Genomic DNA, 25,250 nt, shown 5'->3' with positions numbered 1-25,250 from the left:
CCCTCTCCCTGTGGGAGAGGGACGGGGTGAGGGCATCAGTCCGCACTCTCTGTTTTTTGCAGGGTGGCGCTGCGCTTACCCGGCCTACATGAGGCTGGAACGCTTACCGGTGCAACTTCCCGTGATCCCGTAACCACGCCGCCGTACGCACTATCCCTTCATCCAGCGAGACAATCGGTTTATATCCCAGCTCGTTCTCCGCCCGAGAAATATCCAGCGTAAAATCAAAGTTGAGCTTCGACACACCGTAATGCGTCAGCGCAGGCTCTTTCGCCGATTTGCTGCCAAAACGCTCCATGCTGCGGGCTATCATGTCCAGCATTGGGTAGGGAACGGAACGGATCCGGCAGTCGATTTTTAATTCGTCAATTAGCCTTTGCACAATGCTGCGCAGGGTACAGGGTTCGCCGTTGGTGATGTTATACGCGCGCCCCGACACCAGCTTATCGCACTCCGGCTGGCTCGCCAGCCACATGGCGTGAACGGCATTTTCGTAATAGGTCATGTCCACCAGCGCATCGCCGCCGCGCGGTAACAGCACGCTGCCGTAGTGATGCATCATCTGGGCCAGTCGCGGGATAAAGACTTTGTCGTGCGGCCCAAACAGGCTCTGCGGACGCAGCACGGTAAAGCGGGTGTGCGGGTTTGACTGGGCCAGCAGGTCGATCACCTCTTCGCCCGCCGCTTTACTGCGGGCAAACTCACAGGCAAAGCGCGCCGGGCGGAAATCTTCCTGAATATCACGATGGTGGTGATAGTCGAAATAGAGCGACGGAGAGGAAATATGAATAAAGTTACGCACGCCCCAGGCGACGGCCCATTCACCCAGACGGCGCGTGGCGCGCACGTTGGCGAGATCAAAGGCTTCCTGGGTACCCCACGGGGAGGTAAAACTGGAGCAGTGCCACAGCGTATCGATACCGGCGAGCATCACCTTGGCCTGAGAGGAGACCAGCTCCGTCAGATCGGCATGGACAAATTCAGCGCCCATTTTTTGCAGGAGCTTACCCATCGCCTCATTGCGACCGGTGGCCCTCACGCTGATGCCTTTGTTGCGCAGAAACTCGACCGCATTTCGGCCTAAGCCGCTGGTCGCCCCGGTAACCAGTACCTTCATAACAATCCACTGTGTTGAAAAGAATTTCGTGCGCATTCTTTCGTGAATTACGATGTGTTGCAATGGGAAAGGTGAAAGATTAAGAGTTTTATTTAGTTATTTTCCCGCTTTTCTTCTGCCAGTAGCGCAATCCGTTTCGCCATTCCGCGGAAGATAAACAGGTGTGCCGGGATCATCAGCAACCAGTAAAACAGACCCGGCATTCCGTGCGGATGCCACCATGCCCGAACGTCCAGTTCACGATGGTCGCCCTTGTCCTTCAGGGTGAAGCAGAGCCGCCCCAGCCCCGGCGCCTTCATGCCAAACAGCAGCGCCAGCTGTTTTTCCGGCTCAACGATAATCACCTTCCAGCTGTCGACGGTATCGCCCACCTTCAGCCAGGGATGGGCAGGGCGCCCTTTTGCCAGCCGGTGACCGACCAGCAGATCCAGCGCGCCGCGCGTTTGCCACAGAATATTGCCGAAGAAATAGCGCTCTTTGCCGCCAATCTGGTTCACAACTTCCCACAGCGCTGCAAGGCTGGCCGTGGTTTTGACCGTACAGCCCGCCTGTTTCGGATAATAGCCGTACTCGGGCCGCCAGCGGGCAAACGCCTGCGCATCGTAGCCCCAGTCGCTGGAGTTCACCAGCTTCTCTTCTTCTTTCAGCGTATTGCGTACGGCATCGTCGAAGGGGATCAATTCCTGAGGGATCAAGGCACGCAGTTCACGATCGTCCGCCAGCAGATCGTGCTTCAGTCCCTGTATAAGCGCTTTGGCAGTCGTCGGCGGCACGGAGGTGATCACATTCAAAAACCACACCGAAATCCAGCGGGTCGGGAAGGGGATGGGGATCAGCCAGCGGCGGCGGCCGCTCACCCGCATAAAATGTTCGAACTGCGCCTGATAGCTCAGCACTTCCGGGCCTGCCGCCTCCAGCACGCGATGCTGCTCCGCCGGGTGATCCAGCAATGCCACCAGATAGTGGAGTAAATTCTCCAGCGCAATGGGCGTGGTGCGCGAGCGTACCCAGCGCGGCGGCGTCAGCACAGGCAGGTTGTAGACCATATCGCGCATCACTTCGAATGCGGCGGACCCCGCGCCGACGATGATCCCTGCCCGCAGTTCGGTGACGGGGATACGGGCGCTTCGCAGCGTTTCTGCCGTCAGCTGTCGGGCGCGCAGATGATCTGACTGCTCGTTCTCAGGCGCCTGGAGTGAGCTTAAAAAAATCACCTGCTTCACCGGCGTTTGCCGCAGCGCATCACGAACGTTCATCGCCACCTGACGCTCGTGGGCGATAAAATCGCCGCCTTCGCCCATGCTGTGGACAAGGTAGTAAAGCGTATCGACCCCTTCCAGCAGCGCAGGAAGCGCTTTCGGCCAGTTAAGGTCAACGTTGTGACACGTCACGCCAGGCAAATGTAGCTTTTGCAGGCGTTCCGTGTTGCGTGCCGCTGCCAGCACCTGGTGCCCCTGCTGGCTTAACGCAGTGGTCAGATGCTGACCGATATACCCGCTGGCGCCGAGCACCAGAATACGTTGCGGCACGGTATGCTCCTTAACGCTGTAAAAACGCCTGCCAGTGTTTCACCACCTCGGTCAACTGCTCGCGGTTAACGTCAAGATGCATCACCAGTCGCACGACCGGGGAGGCGTTGATCAGCACCCCTCGGGCTTTCATAAAGTCGCCCAGCGCGGCAGCATGCTCATCGCCGACGCGGACAAACAGCATGTTGGTGTCGTGTCGCATGACATCAGCGCCGATTTCACGCAGCTGCGCTGCCATCCACGCCGCATTGTCGTGATCGTCTTTCAGGCGTGACACGTTATTTTTCAGGGCGTACAGTCCGGCAGCCGCCAGAATACCCGCCTGACGCATCCCGCCGCCGGTCATTTTGCGCCACCGGTTGGCGCGTCTGATGTAGTCTGCGCTGCCAACCAGCAGGGAACCTACCGGCGTGCCCAGCCCTTTAGAGAGGCAAATGGTGAACGAGTCGCAATATTGGGTGATCGCTTTCAGCTCGCAGCCGTACTCCACCACGGCGTTGAAGATACGTGCGCCGTCAACGTGGAGGCCGAGCTTGCGCTCGCGGGTAAAATCCCATGCCGCTTTCAGGTATTCGCGCGGCAGGACTTTACCGTTATGGGTGTTTTCGAGGCTCAGCAGTTTAGTGCGGGCGAAGTGAATATCGTCGGCTTTGATTTTCGCCGCGACTTTGTCCAGCGGCAGCGTACCGTCCGGCGCAGCATCGATCGGCTGCGGCTGGATGCTGCCGAGCACCGCCGCGCCGCCGGCTTCGTACAGGTAGTTATGCGCCCCCTGGCCGACGATATACTCCTCGCCGCGCTCGCAGTGGCTGAGCAGCGCCACCAGGTTAGCCTGCGTGCCGGTGGGCAGGAACAGAGCAGCCTCTTTACCGCTCAGCTCGGCCGCATAGCTCTGGAGTTCGTTGACCGTCGGGTCATCGCCGTAGACGTCGTCCCCGACCGGGGCGGCCATCATCTCTTCGAGCATGGCGCGGCTCGGGCGGGTAACGGTATCACTGCGTAAATCAATCATGGCATGTCCTTATATTTAAAAAGGCGATGCCAGATGTTTTACCTGAGCCAGTTGGTTTTTGCCAGTTCGATCACCTCGTCACCGCGCCCGCTGATGATGGCGCGCAGCATGTAGAGGCTAAATCCTTTGGCCTGTTCCAGCTTGATTTGAGGCGGGATCGCCAGCTCTTCTTTGGCGACCACCACATCCACCAGCACCGGGCCGTCGATGGCGAAGGCGCGTTGCAGGGCGTCGTCCACCTCTGAGGCTTTCTCCACCCGAATACCGGTGATACCGCAGGCTTCGGCGATGCGGGCGAAGTTGGTGTCGTGCAGCTCGGTGCCGTCCGTGAGGTAGCCTCCGGCCTTCATCTCCATCGCCACGAAGCCCAGCACGCTGTTGTTAAAGACCACGATTTTCAGCGGAAGCTTCATCTGCGCTACCGACAGGAAATCCCCCATCAGCATACTGAACCCGCCGTCGCCACACATCGCCACCACCTGACGTTCCGGTGCCGTCGCTTTTGCGCCCAGCGCCTGCGGCATGGCGTTGGCCATTGAGCCATGGTTGAACGACCCAAGCAGGCGTCGTTTGCCGTTCATTTTCAGGTAGCGTGCTGCCCAGACGGTGGGCGTTCCCACGTCGCAGGTGAAGATGGCATCGTCGTCGGCGAAGTGGCTGATCTGCTGCGCCAGATACTGCGGGTGGATCGCTTTTTCGCTCGGTTTGGCGAGATCGTCCAGCCCCTTACGCGCATCGCGATAGTCGCTCAGGGCTTTATCCAGGAATTTGCGGTCCGTTTTTTCTTCCAGTAGCGGCAGCAGGGCGGCGAGGGTGGATTTGATATCGCCGATAAGCGCCATATCCACCTTGCTGTGCGCACCGATGCTGCCGGGATTAATGTCGATCTGGATAATTTTGGCATCCGTCGGGTAGAACGCGCGGTACGGGAACTGAGTGCCGAGCAGGATCAGCGTGTCGGCGTTCATCATGGTGTGGAAGCCGCTGGAAAAACCGATCAGCCCGGTCATGCCGACATCGTACGGGTTATCGTATTCAACGTGCTCTTTCCCGCGCAGGGCATGCACCACTGGCGCCTTGAGCTTGCCGGCAAATTCCACCAGCTCTTTATGCGCACCGGCGCAGCCGCTGCCGCACATCAGGGCGATATTGCTGGAGTATCGCAGCAGTTGCGCCAGCTTTTTCAGCTCTTCTTCGGCAGGGGTAATGGTTGGCTGTGGCGCAGAGTACCAGTGGGTGGTGGCGGTTTCAGGTGCGGCCTTCAGCGCCACGTCCCCCGGCAGCACAACCACCGAAACCCCGCGATTCAGGATCGCCTTACGCATGGCTATCGCCAGCACCTGTGGGATCTGCTCCGGTGATGAGACCAGCTCGCAATAGTGGCTGCATTCACGGAACAGCTCCTGCGGATGCGTCTCCTGAAAATAGCCGCTACCGATTTCAGATGACGGAATGTGAGCCGCAATCGCCAGCACCGGAACATGGTTGCGGTGACAGTCGAACAGACCGTTGATAAGGTGCAGGTTTCCTGGTCCGCAGGAACCCGCACAGACGGCGAGTTCACCCGTAAGCTGCGCTTCGGCACCGGCGGCAAAGGCGGCGACCTCTTCATGGCGGGTGGGCATCCACTCAATGGTCTTCATCTTGTTAAGGCTATCGCTGAGTCCGTTCAGAGAGTCGCCGGTGACGCCCCAGATACGCTTTACGCCAGCCTGCTCAAGGGTTTTTGCTATGTATGCAGCCACGGTTTGTTTCATGGTGGTCCTTCTCCTTTTTGTGATATCGCTTACAAGCTTAGAAGAAAGTCGCTGTATTGGCTGCTCAGTCCTCTTTAATTACAGGTGGTTTTTCTGCGCGACGCGCCTGGCAAAGTCAAACAAATAACGGGCTGCCGTACAGGCAGTAGACACAACGTAGGCCGGGTAAACGTAGTGCCACCCGGCAAAAAGCCCGGTGGCGCTGACGCTTACCGGGCCTACAGGTGAACCACGACAGATTATGCGAGCACAAGATCGCCCTGCGGATGGCACGAACATGCCAGCACATAGCCCTCGGCAATTTCCGCTTCGGTCAGCGTCATGGTGCTGGTGACCGTGTACTCACCGGAAATCACTTTGGTCTTACAGCAACCGCACACCCCGGCGCGACAGGCCGCCGCTACCGGCACGTTGTTGCTTTCCAGCGCTTCAAGCAGCGTGGTGCCCACGCGGCCAAAGAAAGTCTGCGCCGGTTGCAGCTTCGTGAACTTCATCCCGCTGGTCGCCGCTGCCGCTACAGGCGTGAAGAACTGCTCTTTGAAGAAGCGGGTCACGCCGAGCGCTTTCACTTCTTTCTCCACGATCTCCATGTAAGGCGCCGGGCCGCAGGTCATCACGGTACGGTTCGCAATATCCGGCACGCTTTGCAGCAGCTCGCGGCTCAGGCGCCCCGCGACAAAACCGTGCGTCGCGTTGTGCTCAGCCACCAGCGTCACCGGGTAGTTGCGCCATTCTTCGGCAAAAATCACATCTTCCGGGGAACGCACGCTGAAAATCACCTGCACGTCGGCCTGAGGACGGTATTTCGCCAGCCAGCGACGCATCGACATAATCGGCGTCACGCCACAGCCTGCCGCCAGCAGCAGGAATTTATCTTCCGTCTTGTCGTCACAGGTAAACTCGCCCTGCGCGTCAGACAGCCAGATGTAATCCCCGCGCTTCACGTCCCGGGTCAGCCACTCGGATCCTGCGCCGTCATCAATACGACGGACGGTGAGCGTAATGTATTCGCTCACGCCCGGCGTGGAGGAGAGGGTGTAGGCGCGCAGGGTATTCGCCGAATTACGCACGCTAACCAGCGCATACTGACCTGGGCGGTACGGGTAGTAGTCATGGCACAGCAGCGACAGCGTCCACACATCCGGCGTCTCCTGATGGATGTGATGAACCTGCATCCGCCACGGACATTGTGAGGTTGGCATGGTCATGAGTTACTCCTTACGCGCTCAGCAGTTGCTTCATATCATCTTCAACGTTGGTCACGGAACGCAGACCAAATTTCTCGTTCAGGATGGCCAGCAGGTCCGGCGTCAGGAAGCCTGGCGCAGTCGGCCCGGTGACGATGTTGGTCACGCCGAGAGAGAGCAGGGTCAACAGAATAACGATCGCTTTCTGCTCGAACCAGGAGAGCACCAGCGACAGCGGCAGGTCGTTCACGCCGCAGCCCAGTTTCTCTGCCAGCGTGACCGCCAGAATGATGGCTGAATACGCATCGTTACACTGACCCGCATCCACCAGGCGCGGCAGACCTTCGATGTTGCCGAAGTCCAGCTTGTTGAAACGGTACTTACCGCAGGCCAGGGTCAGGATCAGGCAGTCTTCCGGTACGCGGGTGGCGAAATCGGTGAAGTAGTTACGTTCCCCGCGCGCGCCGTCACAGCCGCCGATAAGGAAGATGTGACGCAGTTTTTCACGGCTGACGAGGTCAATCAGGGAATCCGCCGCACCCAGCAGGGTTTCACGGCCAAAACCGACGGTGATGAGGTGCGGGATTTCGCTGTACGGGAAGCCTGCCATCTGCTGCGCCTGAGCGATAACCGGACCGAAATCGTCGCCTTCAAGGTGGCTCACGCCCGGCCAGCCGACGATGCTGCGGGTCCAGATACGGTCGTCATACGCGCCGACGGTCGGGTCGATGATGCAGTTAGAGGTCATAACAATTGGGCCAGGGAAGCGGGCGAACTCCACCTGCTGGTTCTGCCAGCCGCTGCCGTAGTTACCGATCAGATGCTTAAATTTACGCAGCTCCGGGTAGCCGTGCGCGGGCAGCATTTCGCCGTGGGTATAGACGTTAACGCCGGTGCCTTCGGTCTGCTTCAGCAGGTTGTAGAGATCTTTCAGGTCATGACCGGAGATCAGGATGCATTTGCCTTCGGTCGCTTTGACGTTGACCTGCGTTGGCGTTGGGTGGCCGTAGGTGCTGGTTTCACCGGCATCCAGAATACTCATCACTTTGAAGTTCATCTGGCCGATTTCCATCGAGCATTCCAGCAGGGCGTTCATGTCGGAAGGCCAGGTGCCCAGCCATGCCATGATTTTGTGGTACTGGGCGTAAATAGCGTTATCGTACTGGCCGAGTACGTGCGCGTGCTCCATATAGGCCGCAGCACCTTTCAGACCGTACAGGCACAGCAGGCGCAGGCCGAGGATGTTCTCGCCAATTGCCGCTTTGTCCTTATTTGGGGTGAATTCTGCGGCCTGACGCTGTAGCTCGCCCAGGTCGTCGCTCACCAGCTGTAGCTCCGCCATCGGGTTGTCCACGCGGGCGCTGGCGTCGGCATTCAGGCACTGCGCTTTCAGGGCTTCACGCAGGGCAATCGCTTCGCGGGCATAGCCCACAATGCGTGGAGAATCGAAGTTAACGTTGGTCAGCGTGGAGAAAAATGCGCGCGGCGCAAAGCTGTCGACATAGTGATCGACAATGCCATATTCACGGGCTTTGAAGGCCCAGGCGGACAAGCCTTGCAGCGCCGCAATCAGCAGATCCTGGAGATCGGACGTTTCTGCGGTTTTGCCGCACATACCCTGCGCGTAAGAGCAGCCGTTGCCTGCTGGGGTACGGATGGTTTGTTCACATTGCACACAAAACATAATCACACCTGTTAAAGTTATATTTGAGATACATGTTTAAGGTTATGCCTGTGCCACAGCAGAGAAAAGTGCTTTCTTATACTAAGTGGAGGGTTATTGATTTAGCGCAATTTTGGCGGCAGGTTCACTACCGCCAAAGCAGTATCAGGCTGAGAAGAACGCCATCAGAATGGGTACCAGCAAGCTCAGAATAAAGCCGTGTACGATGGCGGCAGGAACCATCTCCAGCCCTCCCGAGCGCTGTAACACCGGCAGGGTAAAGTCCATTGAGGTGGCCCCGCACAGGCCCAGCGCAGTAGAGCGGCTGCGGCTTACCAGGCCGGGGATCAGCATGATGGCTAACAGCTCGCGCGCCAGATCGTTAAAGAAGGCGGCGCTGCCGATCACCGGACCAAACGATTCGGTCAGCAGAATACCGGAGAGCGAATACCAGCCGAAACCGGACGCCATCGCCAGGCTGGTTTTCAGCGGCAGATCGAGAATAAAGGCGTTAATCACTCCCCCCGCCAGTGAGCTGGCCACAACGATAACGGCAACCATCATGCCCCGGCGGTTAAGGACAATCTGTTTCAGCGTCATGCCATTATTTCGCAGCTGAATACCAATCAGGAAGAGCAGGAAAATAAGCGTATATTCGCTGGCTTCCGTTGCGTGCTGTAAAAATGCCCAGCCGGTCAGACCCAGTATAAAACCGAGTACCACCACGCCGCACAGCTTTAATGATTCCAGCGCCATCGCAATACGGGAGGGAAGCTTTTCCTGATGATGGTGATTTTTCCAGGGAATAGTGCGTTCCAGCCAAAACAGCGCGGCAATATTGCACAGCAGAATAACCACTACCGTAACCGCAGAATAATGCAGAATGGAAAGCAAGTTCGTCGCCAGATTATCCAGGAAGGCCAGGCTGATCCCCATAAAGAACAGAATGACGTAAACAATCCAGCTGAGAAAACGATTAATAAGCTTTAAGGCCGATTCATGACGCAGCGGAATAAGGTAGCCCGCAATCAGGGGCAGAAGAATGATGAGGAGTCCTGAGAACATGAACAGCCGGTCCTTTTGAGTATCAGTTAAGCGCCAGAGACACTACCCAATAAAGGCTGTGAGGTAAAGCTACAAAAAAAGCCGGGTGGCGGCTACGCCTTACCCGGCTTGTCTATTTGGGGTGGTGCGGCCTGATGCCCTCACCCCGGCCCTCTCCCACAGGGAGAGGGGGGAAAACCATTAATCGCGTTTTTCCAGCAGGGTGCGATACAGCACGCCGCCCAGAATACCGCCGATAATTGGCATCACCCAGAATAGCCACAGCTGTTCAAGCGCCCAGCCGCCCTGGAAAATAGCCACCGCGGTGCTGCGCGCCGGGTTAACGGAGGTGTTGGTCACCGGGATGGAGATGAGGTGGATCAGCGTCAGCGCCAGACCAATAGCGATGGGGGCAAAGCCCGCAGGCGCGTATTTGTCCATTGCGCCGTGGATCACCAACAGGAAACCTGCGGTGAGCACAATTTCAATCACGATAGCAGACAGCATTGAGTAGCCGCCTGGCGAGTGTTCGCCGAAGCCGTTCGACGCAAATCCGCTGGCCGCGGCGTCAAACCCGGCTTTTCCGCTGGCAATTACGTACAGCACCGCCGCGGCAATAATACCGCCAATAACCTGGGCAATAATATAGCCAATAATATCTTTCGCCGGGAAACGTCCGCCCGCCCATAAACCTAATGTGACGGCCGGGTTGAAATGACCGCCGGAAATATGCCCCACGGCGAATGCCATGGTTAATACGGTTAAACCGAATGCCAGCGCGACGCCGACAAATCCAATACCTAATTCCGGAAATGCGGCTGCCAGTACTGCGCTACCGCAGCCACCAAACACCAGCCAGAATGTGCCAAAGCATTCTGCCGCTAATTTTCTGAACATAACCACCTCAATAATAAACGTCCGCGCCCATTCCTGCGCGCGGGTTATATCGCCATAAAGGGATGACGACTCAAAGAGCCAGTATTTTGAAACCATCAACATCCCTTCGCCACTCAAATAAATTCACTAAATTTGATTTAAGGCAATGTGATGTCAATCCTTGTTCAGAACGGAGGTAATTAGAGCATAGCCCAATAATTAAGGGGGCGTATATTCTGCTGTCGTGACCCACAGCCTGCCGCTATACTGCTGATAACTTGAAGGAAAAAGTGGCCGAATTGCGGGGGATGTATGCTACTCGAACGTGTGGAGATTGTCGGGTTTCGCGGGATTAACCGCCTGTCGCTGCAACTGGAACAGAACAACGTCCTGATAGGCGAAAACGCCTGGGGTAAATCCAGCCTGCTGGATGCCCTGACGCTGCTGCTTTCGCCCGAAGAGAACTTGTACCACTTCGTTCATGATGACTTCTGGTTTCCGCCGGGGGATGTCAACGGGCGCGAGAAACACCTGCATATCATTCTGACCTTCCGCGAATCCGAGCCCGGCCGCCATCGCGTGCGTCGTTTTCGCCCTATGTCGGCCTGCTGGGTTCCCTGTGAAGATGGGTTCCAGCGTATTTTCTATCGCCTTGAGGGCGAAATGGCGCAAAACGACGGGGTATTAACCCTGCGTGAATTTCTTGATGAGAAGGGGAATCCGATCCCGCTCGATAATATTGACGAGCTTGCCCGACATCTTATCCGCCTCTCCCCCGTATTGCGCTTACGCGACGCGCGTTTTATGCGGCGGATCCGTAACGGCACCGTGCCGAATATGCCCGAGGTGGAAGTAACCGCCCGCGAACTGGATTTCCTCGCCCGTGAACTGGTCTCACGGCCGCAGAACCTCACCGACGGCCAGATCCGTCAGGGACTGTCTGCCATGGTACAACTGCTGGAGCACTACTTCTCCGAGCAGGGAACGGGGCAGGCGCGCCACCGTCTGATGCGTCGCCGCTCGCACGATGAACAACGAAGCTGGCGCTATCTCGATATTATCAACCGCATGATCGACCGCCCCGGCGGGCGTACGCATCGGGTGATCCTGCTGGGTTTATTCTCCACGCTTTTACAGGCGAAAGGGACGGTGCGCCTGGATCGGGACGCGCGCCCGCTGCTGCTGGTGGAAGATCCGGAAACGCGGCTCCACCCGATTATGCTTTCCGTGGCGTGGCATCTTCTTAATCTGCTGCCGTTGCAGCGAGTCACCACCACGAATTCCGGAGAGCTGCTCTCTCTGACGCCGGTAGAGTATGTCTGCCGCCTGGTGCGTGAATCGTCGCGGGTCACCGCCTACCGGCTCGGGCCCGGCGGGTTAAATGCCGAAGATGGCCGACGGATTGCGTTTCATATCCGTTTTAACCGTGCCTCTTCCCTGTTTGCTCGCTGCTGGTTGCTGGTGGAAGGGGAAACGGAAACCTGGGTGATAAACGAGCTGGCTCGCCAGTGCGGGCACCACTTTGATGCCGAAGGGATCAAAGTGATCGAATTTGCTCAGTCTGGCTTAAAACCGCTGATCAAATTTGCGCGCCGGATGGGGATAGAGTGGCACGTGCTGGTGGATGGCGATGAGGCGGGTAAAAAATTTGCGGCGACCGTGCGCAGCCTGCTCAATAACGATCGTGAAGAGGAGCGGGAACATCTGACCGCGCTGCCTGCGATGGACATGGAGCACTTTATGTACCGTCAGGGATTTGACGACGTCTTTCACCGCGTGGCGATGATCCCGGTGGATGTACCCATGAACATGCGTCGGGTGATTGCCAAAGCTATCCATCGGTCGTCAAAACCGGATTTGGCCATTGAAGTCGCGACGGAAGCGGGCAGGCGAGGCGTGGAGTCGGTGCCCACGCTGCTGCGTAAAATGTTCTCCCGCGTCCTCTGGCTGGCTCGCGGGAGGGCCGATTAGCGGGCAGCCGCCTGCGAAACCTGTTGGATCAGGCTATCAAGCAGGGTATAGCGGCGGCGGTATTCGGACCGTTTTTTACTCGCAATCTCTTCCATCGGTTTGCGTGGCATGGTCAGTGGCAGGGCAAAGTTGCCGTTATCCTGCTGCTGTCCGCCAAGGGAGCGCCAGAAGCTGTCATAGTCAGCCAGCAATTTTCCCTCTTTTTTCTTGCGATAGCGCCAGCTGCGGTAGATGTGGGTGGCGTTACTCACCGCGAGGATCTGCTCGACCGGGAAGGCGCCTGCCAGCGTCATGACCGCTTCAACCAGCAGACGTTTTGGGAACAGTCCGTGACAGGCTTTGGTCGCCAGCTGAATGTGCTCGTGCGGGACATGCGCTTTCGCCCCCTGCATTCCGCCGATGAAGAGCGTTGTCTTGCCCTGGTATTTGCACAGCGTAAAGGTCAGCTCGGCCAGCACCGTGTTCTGGTGGTCGCAAAAAGTGAGGGTCGCTTCCCCTTCTTTGTCCAGAAACGCATCCGCGCTCAGGCGAACGCTAAACTGCTGTTCCTCTTTGCCCGTTAACGTCACCAGCGTGATGCCCTGGCTGGAGAGGTAGCCGTTGAGCAGCGACGCCGGAAGATGGCGGCTCATCATCTGATAGTGATCGTTCAATGCGTCCAGCGTATTCTGACGACCCATATTTACGGTCAGCCACGGCCGGTGCAGGCGGCACGGCAGGCCGGGCTGCACGCGCAGGATCTGCATCAGACGGGGCTGTTTTGCAAGGTTTCCGAGCAGGCGCGCAGTGGTGAACGGCGTTGCCAGCGAGCGCAACATAAACTTACGTCGATAGGCCGGATTTTGCCACGCCAGCCCCGGCGTGAGGGAACCCGATGTCAGGCTTTTAAACAGTTGCCAGCCCGATTTAGGCTGGGGCAGCGTTGAATAAGGTGTATCGACGATGGAAGACATGTTAGATCCTGCTTCTGGTGGAATATCGCTATTTCAGCAGGCGCTTTATCAACATCGGGTAAACAATTCCCGACGATTACGGGGATCGGGGGTTTCGTTGAGGAGTGGTTTAGATAAAATCAACGGTGATGATAGCCAGAACAACTATTTGGAATATTTATGAACCTGAAGGGAAAACGCAGAAAGCTGTTTCTGCTGCTGGCGGTAGTGGTGTTAGCGGGCGGATTCTGGTTATGGAAGGTACTGAACGCGCCGGTACCACAGTATCAAACGCTGATTGTTCGTCCGGGCGAGCTGCAACAAAACGTGCTGGCGACGGGGAAACTGGATGCCCTGCGTAAGGTTGACGTGGGCGCGCAGGTCAGCGGTCAGCTTAAAACCCTGTCAGTTGAGATTGGCGATAAGGTTAAAAAAGGCCAGCTGCTGGGCGTGATCGATCCTGAGCAGGCGCAAAACCAGATCCGCGAAGTGGAAGCGACGCTGATGGAGCTGCGCGCGCAGCGCGCGCAGGCTCAGGCGGAGCGTAATCTCGCTCAGGTCACCCTGACGCGCCAGCAGGCGCTGGCGAAAACGCAGGCTATCTCGAAACAGGATCTGGACACCGCCGCCACGGAGCTGGCGGTGAAGCAGGCGCAGATTGGCACCATCGATGCGCAAATCAAACGGAATCAGGCCTCGCTGGATACGGCGAAAACCAACCTCGATTACACGCAAATCGTTGCGACAATGGCCGGGGAAGTGACGCAGATAACCACCCTGCAAGGCCAGACGGTCATCGCCGCGCAGCAGGCGCCAAACATCCTGACCCTGGCGGATATGAGCACCATGCTGGTGAAAGCCCAGGTATCCGAAGCGGACGTCATTCACCTTAAGCCGGGGCAGAAAGCCTGGTTTACGGTGCTGGGCGATCCACAAACCCGCTATGAGGGCGTGCTGAAAGATATCCTGCCGACGCCGGAAAAGGTCAACGACGCCATCTTCTACTACGCGCGTTTCGAGGTGCCAAACCCGCAGGGCGTGCTGCGTCTGGACATGACCGCCCAGGTGCATATCCAGCTGACCGGCGTGAAAAACGTGCTGACGGTTCCGCTCTCCGCGCTGGGCGAATCCGCCGGGGACAATCGCTACAAGGTGAAAGTGCTGCGCAACGGCGAAACCCGCGAGCGGGAAGTAGTGATTGGCGCGCGTAACGACACCGACGTGGTGGTGGTAAAAGGGCTGGAAGAGGGTGAGGAAGTGGTCACCAGCGAAACCCTGCCCGGAGCCGCGCAATGACGGCGCTGCTTGAGCTGAATGACATTCGTCGCAGCTATCCGTCCGGCGACGGGCCGGTGGAGGTGCTGAAGGGCATCTCCCTGCGCGTTGAAGCCGGTGAAATGGTGGCGATTGTCGGGGCGTCGGGCTCGGGTAAATCAACGCTGATGAACATTCTTGGCTGTCTGGATAAGCCCACCAGCGGCACCTATCGCGTGGCCGGGACGGATGTTTCCACCCTGGACGGCGACGCGCTGGCGAAGCTGCGTCGCGAGCATTTTGGCTTTATCTTTCAGCGTTACCATCTGCTTTCACACCTGAGCGCGGCGCAGAATGTGGAAGTGCCGGCGGTGTATGCGGGCGTCGAGCGCAAAAAACGCCTTGAACGCGCGAAGGCGCTGTTAACGCGTCTTGGGCTGGCGGAGCGTGTTGATTATCAGCCTTCGCAGCTTTCCGGCGGTCAGCAGCAGCGCGTGAGTATTGCCCGCGCGCTGATGAACGGCGGACAGGTGATCCTCGCCGATGAGCCAACCGGTGCGCTCGACAGCCATTCCGGTGAAGAGGTGATGGCGATCCTGCACCAGCTGCGCGATCAGGGCCACACGGTGATTATCGTTACCCACGATCCGCAGGTAGCGGCGCAGGCCGAACGGATTATAGAGATCCACGACGGCGAGCTGGTGAGCAACCCGCCGCCGCGTGAGTCCCGCGCGGCGGCACCGAAGGAAGCACTGCCTGCGTCGACCGGCTGGGCGCAGTTCTCCAGCGGCTTTCGTGAAGCGCTGACCATGGCCTGGCTGGCGATGGCGGCCAACAAAATGCGCACCCTGCTGACCATGCTCGGCATCATTATCGGTATTGCCTCGGTGGTGTCGATTGTGGTGGTGGGCGACGCGGCCAAGCAACTGGTGCTGGCGGATATCCGCGCCATCGGGACCAACACCATTGACGTTTATCCCGGCAAAGACTTCGGCGACGACGAGCCGCAGTATCAGCAGGCGCTCAAGTATGACGATCTGGCGGCGATTCAGAAGCAGCCGTGGGTGAACTCCGCCACGCCTGCGGTCTCGCAAAACCTGCGTCTGCGCTACGGCAACATCGACGTGGCGGCCAGCGCCAACGGCGTGAGCGGCGACTACTTCAACGTCTACGGCATGACCTTCAGCGAAGGCGCCACCTTCAACGCCGAGCAGCTGGCGGGGAGGGCGCAGGTGGTGGTGCTGGACGCCAACTCGCGCAGGCAACTCTTCCCCAACAAAGCGAACGTGGTGGGCGAAGTGATCCTCGTCGGCAACATGCCTGCCACGGTCATTGGCGTGGCGGAAGAGAAGCAGTCGATGTTCGGCAGCAGCAAGATCCTGCGCGTCTGGCTGCCGTATACCACCATCTCCGGGCGGATTATGGGCCAGTCGTGGCTTAACTCCATCACCGTGCGCGTGAAGGAGGGCTATGACAGTGCGCTGGCGGAACAGCAGCTGGAACGGCTGTTAACGTTGCGCCACGGGAAGAAGGATTTCTTCACCTGGAATATGGACGGCCTCTTGAAAACGGCGGAAAAGACCACACGTACTCTTCAGCTGTTCCTGACGCTGGTCGCGGTGATCTCGCTGGTCGTTGGCGGTATCGGGGTGATGAATATCATGCTGGTGTCGGTAACTGAACGCACCCGGGAGATTGGCATCCGCATGGCGGTCGGGGCCAGGGCCAGCGACGTGCTCCAGCAGTTTTTGATTGAAGCGGTGCTGGTGTGTCTGGTGGGAGGCGCGATGGGGATTGCGCTTTCGATGATGATCGCCTTCGCGCTCCAGCTCTTCTTACCGGGCTGGGAAATTGGCTTCTCGCCGATGGCGATCCTGACGGCGTTTTTATGTTCCACCTTCACCGGTATTCTTTTCGGCTGGCTGCCGGCGAGAAACGCGGCGCGGCTCGATCCGGTAGATGCGCTGGCGCGGGAATAGCCCGAAAATAAAAATGCCAGCCGATCGGGCTGGCATTTTGCCTGCGGGGTGTACACAATGAATCAGAGAGCTATGCAACCGTTTCTGCTTCAACGGGCACGATAAGACTGGCGTGATTGCCTTTTGGCCCCTGGTGTACATCGAACCGGACGGACTGCCCGGCTTTGAGCGTCCTGTAACCATCCATCTGAATGGTGGAATAGTGAGCGAAGATATCCTCGCCGCCGCCTTCGGGGCAAATGAAGCCAAACCCCTTGGCGTTGTTGAACCACTTAACAGTACCCATTTCCATGCTTCGACATCCTTCGTAAATCTTATAAATTAAGATGGAATGAACCGGTGGTGGAGTGGGGGCTGTTCAAAACCTCGCCAACTCACGCTTGTACAATTTAGAGAAACGGAAGAAGCCGTCAAGCGTTTGGCGCTGGAGTTGGGACAATAATCAACCAAAATTTGAGGCAGTTAACGCTATTGCAACAGTTTGTGACAGACATCGCGGATGACAGTAATAGATGATTGTTATCTAACATCTGAGGTAGATTCAAAGTGGTTATGCATCATGGGTAAGACCAACGATTGGCTGGATTTCGACCAGCTGGCGGAAGATAAAGTGCGCGACGCGCTAAAACCGCCATCTATGTATAAAGTTATGTTAATGAACGATGATTACACGCCGATGGAATTTGTTATTGACGTGCTACAAAAGTTCTTTTCTTATGATGTTGAACGTGCAACGCAACTGATGCTTACCGTTCATTATCGTGGCAAAGCGATCTGCGGCATCTTTACTGCCGAAGTTGCGGAAACCAAAGTAGCGATGGTGAACGACTATGCAAGGGAGAATGAGCATCCGTTGCTGTGTACGCTGGAAAAGGCCTGATAAGGCATAAAATTGGGGGAGGTGCCTATGCTCAATCAAGAACTGGAACTCAGTTTAAACATGGCTTTCGCCAGAGCGCGTGAGCACCGACATGAGTTTATGACCGTCGAGCACCTGCTGCTCGCACTGCTTAGCAACCCATCTGCCCGCGAAGCGCTGGAAGCCTGCTCCGTGGATCTGGTGGCGCTACGTCAGGAACTCGAAGCCTTCATCGAACAAACCACACCGGTGCTGCCAGCCAGTGAAGAAGAGCGCGACACGCAGCCGACGCTCAGCTTCCAGCGCGTGTTGCAGCGCGCGGTTTTCCACGTCCAGTCTTCCGGGCGTAGCGAAGTGACTGGCGCCAATGTCCTGGTCGCCATCTTCAGCGAGCAGGAGTCCCAGGCGGCCTACCTGCTGCGCAAACACGAAGTCAGCCGGCTCGACGTGGTCAACTTCATCTCTCACGGAACGCGAAAAGACGAGCCTAACCAGGCATCGGATCCCAGCGGACAGATCAACAGCAATGAAGAGCAAGCAGGCGGGGAGGATCGTATGGAAAACTTCACCACCAACCTTAACCAGCTTGCTCGCGTTGGCGGTATCGACCCGCTGATTGGCCGCGACAAAGAGCTGGAGCGTGCCATCCAGGTGCTGTGCCGTCGCCGTAAGAACAACCCGCTGCTGGTGGGGGAATCTGGCGTGGGTAAAACCGCGATTGCCGAAGGGCTTGCCTGGCGCATCGTGCAGGGCGACGTGCCGGAAGTGATCGCTGACTGCACCATCTACTCGCTGGACATCGGCTCGCTGCTGGCGGGCACTAAATACCGCGGTGATTTTGAAAAACGCTTCAAAGCGCTGTTAAAACAGCTGGAGCAGGATACCAACAGCATCCTGTTTATCGATGAGATCCACACCATTATCGGCGCAGGTGCGGCCTCCGGTGGCCAGGTGGATGCGGCTAACCTGATTAAACCGCTGCTCTCCAGCGGCAAGATCCGCGTGATGGGCTCCACGACATACCAGGAGTTCAGCAACATCTTTGAGAAGGATCGTGCGCTGGCGCGTCGTTTCCAGAAAATCGACGTTACCGAGCCGTCGGTTGACGAAACGGTGCAGATCATCAACGGCCTGAAAACCAAGTATGAAGCGCACCACGACGTGCGTTACACCGCGAAAGCGGTCCGTGCGGCGGTGGAGCTGGCGGTGAAATACATTAACGACCGTCATCTGCCAGATAAGGCGATTGACGTGATTGATGAGGCGGGTGCGCGTGCGCGCCTGATGCCAGCCAGCAAGCGTAAGAAAACCGTGAACGTGGCGGATATCGAGTCCGTGGTGGCCCGCATCGCGCGTATTCCTGAGAAGAGCGTTTCTCAGAGCGACCGTGATACGCTGCGCACCCTCGGCAATCGCCTGAAAATGCTGGTCTTTGGTCAGGATAAAGCTATTGAGGCCTTAACCGAAGCGATCAAGATGGCCCGTGCTGGCCTGGGGCATGACCACAAGCCGGTTGGTTCCTTCCTGTTCGCCGGTCCGACCGGTGTGGGTAAAACCGAGGTAACGGTTCAGCTCTCCAAAGCGCTGGGCATTGAGCTGCTGCGCTTTGATATGTCCGAGTATATGGAGCGTCATACCGTCAGCCGTTTGATTGGTGCGCCTCCGGGATACGTGGGCTTTGACCAGGGCGGCCTGCTCACTGACGCGGTGATCAAGCATCCGCACGCGGTCCTGCTGCTCGATGAAATCGAGAAAGCGCACCCGGACGTGTTCAACATCCTGTTGCAGGTGATGGACAACGGGACGCTGACCGATAACAACGGGCGCAAGGCCGATTTCCGCAACGTGGTGTTGGTGATGACCACCAACGCGGGCGTGCGGGAAACCGAGCGTAAATCCATCGGCCTGATCCACCAGGATAACAGCACCGATGCGATGGAAGAGATCAAGAAGATCTTCACGCCGGAGTTCCGTAACCGTCTGGACAACATTATCTGGTTCGATCACCTGTCTACCGAGGTGATCCATCAGGTGGTGGACAAGTTCATCGTCGAGTTGCAGGTTCAGCTGGATCAGAAAGGCGTGTCGCTGGAAGTGAGCCAGGAGGCCCGCAACTGGCTGGCTGAGAAAGGCTACGACCGTGCGATGGGTGCCCGTCCGATGGCGCGCGTGATTCAGGACAACCTGAAAAAACCGCTGGCGAACGAGCTGCTGTTTGGCTCGCTGGTGGACGGCGGCCAGGTAACGGTAGGGCTGGATCAGGCGAAGAACGAACTGACATACAATTTCCAGAGTGCGGCGAAGCACAAGCCGGAAGCGGCTCACTGAGTGAATTGAACGTTAATGTTAAAAACCGGGCGAATGCCCGGTTTTTTTATGCCTGCTTTTCCCCCTCTCCCTGTGGGAGAGGGTTGGGGTGAGGGCAACAGACCGCAGAGGAATTTTGCGAAGCGCTTTCCAGTTTCGTACTACGTTGGTTGCTGGATAAATCCACAGTAATAAAATGGCGGCGCACCTGCAAAATCAGGTGCCGGGATTGGCGTCCTGAAAGTGTGTGAGCAGCAGTATGCTGCAGGCTTCGTTCGCCCTAAGGAAAGGGGTATAATTCTGCATCTGGCGGGCGAATCGGAAGCTTCTTTTGAAGCGCCAGTAGCACACACACTGGTACGCCAATTCCTTTTCGTCCGCCGCCAGCAAATTGGCGTTTCCTGCGGTGGTAAATTCAAAGTGTGTGAAGGAATTACCCAATGAATACAGAAAACAATTTCGCCCATTTCTACACTGAACTCTCACTCAACCCCGATCTCCCAACCCTTGCCGAGCGCTGCAAACTGCTCACCGAAATCCTCCTCGACTGCAAATCACTTCCGCAAACGCAGCCCGTTTGCCGTTGCCTCGGAGCCTACCTGGAAGAGGTGAAATCCGGCCTCACAGAGTCAATGCGTGATTTTCAGGTGGTGGAATTTGAGGAAGAAGCGGAACAACCGCGACAAAAGGAGTGGCTGCTGGAAGATACAGAAACAAAGTGTGATTACTGCCGGGCGTTGAATCATGTGCTGCTGGTGTCGCATTTTGACCGCGATATGCTGCCGCACCTGACGGGACTGCTGCATGACATTACCCACGCGATAGCTGAAGATTTAATCGTACCTATGAACCCGTGCATGACTATACATCTGCTGACACAGCCACACTAAGACCATAAATAAAAAAGGCCGGGAATATCCCGACCTTTTAAATATTCATCAGCCATTACAGGCGAAAACAATTAGCGACTACGGAAGACAATGCGGCCTTTGCTCAGGTCGTACGGGGTCAGTTCAACAGTCACTTTGTCGCCCGTCAAAATGCGGATATAGTTTTTGCGCATTTTACCGGAGATGTGCGCAGTTACCACGTGACCGTTTTCCAGTTCTACGCGAAACATGGTATTAGGCAACGTATCAAGTACGGTACCCTGCATTTCAATATTGTCTTCTTTGGCCATCTAATCCTCTGGGGTATCACTACCAAGTTTTGAACCGGCAAGATAATGCCGAAATTCCTCAATTAAGTAAAGAATTGCGCGTTTAAAACGCAGCAAAACAGTCTCAGCGTATTGCCCAAGCGTCACGGTACAACCGAACGGAAAGCGCATTCGTAAAGGGGAGACGACAGGATAAACGTCAGGACGTTATCTGAAGCGAGGGTCCCAAACGGCGGCGGGGCAACAGGCAGAAGCTACTCTGCGGCATAATTATAACACCCTCATAAAAAATATGCGGAAAACATTTAGGCATTGGGCATAAAGAGCGCTCTGGGAACCCAAAAATCGCGTGGAAGGGTCTCTTTTCGGCATTGTTGAAGGTGTTCGATATAGTGTCGGCGGGAGATTTCAACGGCGCCGAGCGAGGCGGTGTGCTCATTCAGCACCTGACAATCCATCAGCCGTCCGCCACGTCGGGCAAATTCCTCGCTAAACACCAGCAGCGCGGTTTTTGACGCATTCGTGGCACGGGAGAACATCGACTCACCGCAGAACAGCGTGCCCTGCGCCACGCCGTACATTCCGCCGATGAGGTTATCCTCTTTCCATACTTCAATAGAGTGCGCGTAGCCCAGCTCATGAAGCTGGTGGTAGGCGATAATGATATCGCGGGTTATCCAGGTGCCTTCATGACGATCTTCAGCGCAGCCTTCGATAACCTGGCCGAAGGCGTGATTGAGCGTGACGCGAAAGGGTGATTTTGCATGAAACCGCTTCATGCTGCGGCTCAGGTGAAACTGCCCAGGCCACAGCACGGCTCGCGGATCGGGAGACCACCATAAGATCGGGTCGCCAGGCGAAAACCACGGGAAGATGCCGCGCTGGTAAGCCATTAAGAGCCGTGCCGGGCTGAGATCGCCGCCCAGAGCCAGCAAGCCGTTAGGTTCACGCAGCGCCCCCTCCGGTGAAGGGAACGCAATATTATGGCGAGAAAGCTGCACCAGGCGCATGACAACAGAACTCCAGTACGCGAGAGAGGACGCTACAAATATAGTCTACAGGCGCTGTTTAAACTGGTAGTAGCGACCCTGTTTTGCCAGCAGCTCTGCGTGACTACCTTGCTCAATTATGTGTCCGTTGTCCATCACAATTATCTGATCGAAATTCACCAGCCCGCGCAGACGGTGCGTGACCATCAGTACGGTTTTACCTTTCATCACATTCGCCAGTAAATCAAGGATTTGACTCTCAGTCGTGGCATCCAGTCCTTCTGTCGGTTCATCCAGCAACATCAGCGGCGCATCGTGCAGCAGCGCACGCGCAATGGCCAGACGACGCAGTTCGCCGCCGGAAAGCTGTCGACCCCCTTCACCCAGCCAGCTGTTTAACCCGTCGTCCTCAAGCAGCTTGTGCAGCCCAACCTGCTCCAGCATTGCCCGCAGCGTATCGTCGGAGGCGTCTGGTGCCGCCAGAAGAAGATTATCGCGCAGCGTAGCGCTGAACAGATGCACCCGCTGGGGCACGACGCTGACCGTTTTACGCAAGGCCGCTTCGCTAAAACCAGACAGCGGAACGTCGTTAAACCGAATCTCGCCCTGCTGTGGGTCCCACGCGCGCGTGAGAAGTTGCAGAAGTGTCGATTTTCCACATCCCGTACGGCCAAGGATCGCAATGCGCTGCCCGGCATCAACAGAAAGGGTGATGTCTTCCAGCGCGTTTTGCGCCGGCTTGTCGTAGGCGAAAGTGACATTGCTGAGCGTCAGCGCGACCTGCTCCGGCACAGCGGTTTGACCCGCGCTGAACTTCACTTCCGGCTCCTGCTCGGCAATATCCGTAATGCGCAGCGCAGAGGCAATCACCTGGCCGAGATGCTGAAAGGCGCCCGTAACCGGGGCTAAGGCTTCAAAGGCTGCCAGGGCACAGAAAACAAACAGCGCAATTAGCGGGCCAGGCTGCGCGTTATCGCCCACGCCACCGGAGGCCATCCAGAGCATGGCGATTACGGCAATCCCACCAATTAACATCATCAGCGCCTGGGAGAAAGCGGTCAGTTCAGACTGGCGACGCTGGGCTTCATGCCAGTTCAGCTCCGTATTTTCCATGCGGGCGCGGTAGCGCTTGCTGGCGCCAAAAAGGGTGAGCTCGGCCTGTCCCTGCAACCAGGCGGTGAGCTGCTGGCGGTATTCCCCGCGCAGGCGCGTCAGGTTTTCCCCGGTGGTTTTACCTGCACGATAAAACAGGGGTGGCAGAATAATCAGCGTCATCAGCATGATGCCGCCGAGCGTCAGTGCGATGGGAACATCCAGGAAACTCAACCCCAGCGTGACCACGACAATCACCACAAACGCGCCCACCATGGGTGAAATGACGCGCAAATAGAGGTGATCCAGCGTATCCACATCCGCGACCACGCGGTTGAGTAATTCGCCCTGTCGAAAACGTGCCAGCCCGGCAGGGGAGAGGGGCAGCAGTTTGCTGAACGTATAAATACGCAGGTGTTGCAGCACGCGGAAGGTCGCGTCGTGGCTGACCAGACGCTCGAAGTAGCGCCCGGCAGTTCGCGTAATCGCCGTACCGCGCACCCCGGCGGCAGGCAGCATGTAGTTAAAGCTGTATAGCCCGGCAAAGCCTGCGGCCGCAGACGCGGAGAGGAACCAGCCGGAAAGCGTAAGCAGACCGATGCTGGCGAGCAGCGTGACGATCGCCAGCACGATCCCGAGCGTCAGCATCCATTTGTGGCGTTTATACAGTGCAAGATACGGAAGCAGGGCGCGCATCAGATATCCTCCTGACGGTTCGCCAGCAGGGTCGCAAACGGCCCCTGCGCGGCAACAAGCGCGGCGTAGTCGCCTTGCTCAACAATGTGTCCGTTTTCCATCACCCAGATCTGATCCCAGTCGGCAATACCTTCCAGCTGGTGAGTCACCATCAGGGTGGTTTGCTGGCGTGAGGCTGCGTTAAGCGCATCCATCACGCGCTGCTCGCTGTGAGCGTCCAGGCTGGCGGCGGGTTCGTCCAGCAGCATTAGCGAAGAGGGGTTCAGCAGCGCACGGGCAACCGCGACGCGCTGTGCCTGGCCTACTGACAGCCCGGCAGATTGATCGCCAATGACGGTATCGATACCCTGCGCAAGCAGCGGCAGAAACTCGCTGACCCAGGCGCGGTCGAGGACCGATTGCAGCTCATCGTCACGCGCATCCGGGCGTGCCAGCAGCACATTCTCGCGAAGCGTCGGAGCTGGCAGCTGCGGGTTTTGCCCCACCCAGCTTAGCTGTTTACGCCAGGCATCAGGATCGAGCTCGCGCAGCTCCGTTTTGTTGATACGCAGCGATCCGGTGTACGCCATAAAACCTGAAAGCGCATTCAACAATGAGCTTTTACCTGAGCCGCTGGTACCCACCAGCACCACACGTTGCCCGGCAGACAGGGTAAAGTTCAGCGGACCGGCCAGTACTTTGCCTTCAGGCGACAGAACAGAAAAATCCTGTGCTTCAATGGTCACCGGATCGTTCGTATTCAGCGTTACCTCACCACGCTCCGGATGCGCCAGCGGCGTTTCCATGAAGGTTTTCAGGCTGTCGGCAGCACCCACCGCCTGCGCTTTGGCATGGTAAAAGGTGCCGAGATCGCGAAGCGGCTGGAAAAATTCCGGGGCCAGGATCAGCGCCAGGAACCCGGCGGAAAGCGTAACCGCCGTACCGTAGTGACCAAAGTCCAGCGCGCCGAGGTAGGAGAAACCAAAGTAAACCGCCACCAGCGCAATCGACAGGGAGGTGAAAAATTCAAGTACGCCAGAAGAGAGAAAGGCCATGCGCAACACTTCCATGGTGCGCTGACGAAAATCCTGCGACGCCAGGCGAATGTTTTCGGTTTCCGCTTCACCACGACCAAAGATCCGCAGGGTTTCCATACCGCGCAGACGGTCCAGGAAATGACCGCTCAACCGACCCAGCGCCAGGAAGTTGCGGCGGTTAGCATCAGCCGCGCCCATGCCGACCATCGCCATAAACAGCGGGATGAGCGGGGCGGTGCCCAGCAGGATCAACGCCGCCACCCAGTTAACAGGGAAGATGGCGATAACAATCATCAGAGGCACAAACACCGCCAGCGCCATCTGCGGAAGATAACGCGCGTAGTAATCGTGCATATCGTCGATTTGCTCAAGGATCAGCGTCGCCCAGCTACCGGCCGGCTTGCCCTGGATCCACGCAGGCCCGGCTTCTGAAAGCCGATCGAGCACCTTGCGGCGGATCTCATAGCGGATGTGCTGCCCGGCATGGAACCCAACCCGCTCGCGCAGCCAGACCACCCACGCACGCAGAACGAAAACCAGCACCAGAACGATAAACGGCAACAGCAGCGCTTCGCGCGGGATGTTCTCCATGATCATATGGTTGAGAATGCGGGCCAGCAGCCATGCCTGGGCAACAATCAACAGACCGCTGATAAATCCCAGAACGCGGGAAATCATAAGCCAGCGGCGGGACAGAACGCTTTGCTGTTTCAGCCAGCGGGTTAACTCTTGTTGACGGGTTTTTTCCATTGCGTACTTTGCAGGTGACGTTATAAGAAATTAGACATCTGCATGTTACACGTGAGCAAAA

General features: G+C 57.3%; 20 protein-coding genes. 6 read left to right on the top strand and 14 right to left on the bottom strand.

All coding sequences use genetic code 11. The features are described 5' to 3' along the window. Positions 1-103: 103 nt before the first annotated feature. The 8 genes from ACOTX1_RS04170 to aqpZ all read right to left on the bottom strand — a co-directional run bounded on the left by ACOTX1_RS04170 (position 104) and on the right by aqpZ (position 10,206). Positions 104-1,117 (bottom strand): NAD-dependent epimerase/dehydratase family protein, encoded by a 1,014-nt coding sequence (locus ACOTX1_RS04170; protein ID WP_017384852.1) that lies wholly within the window; start codon positions 1,115-1,117, stop codon positions 104-106. Between the two features lie 92 nt (positions 1,118-1,209). Further along, the gene (locus tag ACOTX1_RS04165) at positions 1,210-2,646 is read right to left on the bottom strand and encodes an SDR family oxidoreductase (RefSeq protein WP_022650710.1); all 1,437 of its coding nucleotides are present in this window, start codon (positions 2,644-2,646) and stop codon (positions 1,210-1,212) included. A 10-nt stretch (positions 2,647-2,656) separates the two neighbouring features. Next, positions 2,657-3,658, bottom strand: coding sequence for a low-specificity L-threonine aldolase (gene ltaE, locus ACOTX1_RS04160; RefSeq protein WP_023315733.1), 1,002 nt, complete (start codon positions 3,656-3,658; stop codon positions 2,657-2,659). Positions 3,659-3,696: 38 nt separating this feature from the next. Then, entirely contained in the window at positions 3,697-5,415 is a 1,719-nt protein-coding gene (poxB, locus tag ACOTX1_RS04155; RefSeq protein WP_017693711.1) for a ubiquinone-dependent pyruvate dehydrogenase, read from the bottom strand. A 239-nt stretch (positions 5,416-5,654) separates the two neighbouring features. Further along, positions 5,655-6,623, bottom strand: coding sequence for an NADH oxidoreductase (gene hcr, locus ACOTX1_RS04150; RefSeq protein WP_023315734.1), 969 nt, complete (start codon positions 6,621-6,623; stop codon positions 5,655-5,657). Between the two features lie 10 nt (positions 6,624-6,633). Next, positions 6,634-8,286, bottom strand: coding sequence for a hydroxylamine reductase (hcp, locus tag ACOTX1_RS04145; protein WP_017384847.1), 1,653 nt, complete (start codon positions 8,284-8,286; stop codon positions 6,634-6,636). Positions 8,287-8,430: 144 nt separating this feature from the next. Then, positions 8,431-9,330, bottom strand: coding sequence for a lysine exporter LysO family protein (locus ACOTX1_RS04140; RefSeq protein ID WP_023315735.1), 900 nt, complete (start codon positions 9,328-9,330; stop codon positions 8,431-8,433). Positions 9,331-9,510: 180 nt separating this feature from the next. Next, entirely contained in the window at positions 9,511-10,206 is a 696-nt protein-coding gene (gene aqpZ, locus ACOTX1_RS04135) for an aquaporin Z (protein ID WP_032634662.1), read from the bottom strand. 291 nt (positions 10,207-10,497) lie between these two features. Here aqpZ and ACOTX1_RS04130 point away from each other — a divergent pair, with 291 nt between their 5' ends. Next, positions 10,498-12,156: an ATP-dependent endonuclease gene (locus tag ACOTX1_RS04130; protein WP_023315737.1), complete on the top strand. Its 1,659-nt coding sequence runs from the start codon at positions 10,498-10,500 to the stop codon at positions 12,154-12,156. On the opposite strand, the gene ACOTX1_RS04125 is transcribed toward ACOTX1_RS04130, so the two are convergent. Further along, a complete protein-coding gene (locus tag ACOTX1_RS04125; RefSeq protein ID WP_023315738.1) occupies positions 12,153-13,109 on the bottom strand; it encodes a VirK/YbjX family protein in 957 nt (318 codons plus the stop codon). The two genes, ACOTX1_RS04130 and ACOTX1_RS04125, sit on opposite strands and share 4 nt — an antisense overlap. A gap of 159 nt (positions 13,110-13,268) precedes the next feature. On the opposite strand from ACOTX1_RS04125, the gene macA reads away from it, so the two are divergent. Further along, positions 13,269-14,384, top strand: a complete 1,116-nt coding sequence (gene macA / locus ACOTX1_RS04120; protein WP_263521495.1) for a macrolide transporter subunit MacA — start codon at positions 13,269-13,271, stop codon at positions 14,382-14,384. Then, positions 14,381-16,321, top strand: coding sequence for a macrolide ABC transporter ATP-binding protein/permease MacB (gene macB, locus ACOTX1_RS04115; protein ID WP_023315739.1), 1,941 nt, complete (start codon positions 14,381-14,383; stop codon positions 16,319-16,321). Before macA ends, macB begins: the two co-directional genes overlap by 4 nt. Positions 16,322-16,391: 70 nt before the next feature. Here macB and cspD read toward each other — a convergent pair whose 3' ends face one another. Next, positions 16,392-16,613: a cold shock-like protein CspD gene (gene cspD, locus ACOTX1_RS04110; protein ID WP_006809408.1), complete on the bottom strand. Its 222-nt coding sequence runs from the start codon at positions 16,611-16,613 to the stop codon at positions 16,392-16,394. Positions 16,614-16,880: 267 nt separating this feature from the next. On the opposite strand from cspD, the gene clpS reads away from it, so the two are divergent. The 3 genes from clpS (at position 16,881) to ACOTX1_RS04095 (ending at position 20,377) form a co-directional block, all read left to right on the top strand. Beyond that, positions 16,881-17,201, top strand: a complete 321-nt coding sequence (gene clpS, locus ACOTX1_RS04105; RefSeq protein ID WP_006174393.1) for an ATP-dependent Clp protease adapter ClpS — start codon at positions 16,881-16,883, stop codon at positions 17,199-17,201. A gap of 27 nt (positions 17,202-17,228) precedes the next feature. Next, positions 17,229-19,508 carry an ATP-dependent Clp protease ATP-binding subunit ClpA gene (gene clpA / locus ACOTX1_RS04100; RefSeq protein WP_023315740.1) on the top strand — a complete coding sequence of 760 codons (2,280 nt, stop codon included), beginning with the start codon at positions 17,229-17,231 and terminating at the stop codon, positions 19,506-19,508. Between the two features lie 419 nt (positions 19,509-19,927). Then, positions 19,928-20,377 carry a hypothetical protein gene (locus tag ACOTX1_RS04095; RefSeq protein ID WP_023315741.1) on the top strand — a complete coding sequence of 150 codons (450 nt, stop codon included), beginning with the start codon at positions 19,928-19,930 and terminating at the stop codon, positions 20,375-20,377. 71 nt (positions 20,378-20,448) lie between these two features. On the opposite strand, the gene infA is transcribed toward ACOTX1_RS04095, so the two are convergent. The 4 genes from infA to cydD all read right to left on the bottom strand — a co-directional run bounded on the left by infA (position 20,449) and on the right by cydD (position 25,189). Beyond that, positions 20,449-20,667, bottom strand: a complete 219-nt coding sequence (infA, locus tag ACOTX1_RS04090; protein WP_002211347.1) for a translation initiation factor IF-1 — start codon at positions 20,665-20,667, stop codon at positions 20,449-20,451. 284 nt (positions 20,668-20,951) lie between these two features. Then, positions 20,952-21,656 carry a leucyl/phenylalanyl-tRNA--protein transferase gene (aat, locus tag ACOTX1_RS04085; protein ID WP_023315742.1) on the bottom strand — a complete coding sequence of 235 codons (705 nt, stop codon included), beginning with the start codon at positions 21,654-21,656 and terminating at the stop codon, positions 20,952-20,954. A gap of 45 nt (positions 21,657-21,701) precedes the next feature. After that, complete coding sequence (gene cydC / locus ACOTX1_RS04080) at positions 21,702-23,423, bottom strand: heme ABC transporter ATP-binding protein/permease CydC (protein WP_023315743.1); 1,722 nt, start codon at positions 23,421-23,423, stop codon at positions 21,702-21,704. Next, on the bottom strand, positions 23,423-25,189 hold the full coding sequence (cydD, locus tag ACOTX1_RS04075) for a heme ABC transporter permease/ATP-binding protein CydD (protein WP_023315744.1): 1,767 nt from the start codon (positions 25,187-25,189) through the stop codon (positions 23,423-23,425). Before cydD ends, cydC begins: the two co-directional genes overlap by 1 nt. Positions 25,190-25,250 lie beyond the last annotated feature (61 nt).

Source organism: Enterobacter cloacae complex sp. IR5401 (genome assembly GCF_049238425.1).
In the GTDB taxonomy this organism is placed as follows: domain Bacteria; phylum Pseudomonadota; class Gammaproteobacteria; order Enterobacterales; family Enterobacteriaceae; genus Enterobacter; species Enterobacter hormaechei_C.
The sequence above is the reverse complement of the archived record's forward strand: the minus strand, read 5'-3'. Positions and strand labels throughout refer to the sequence as shown.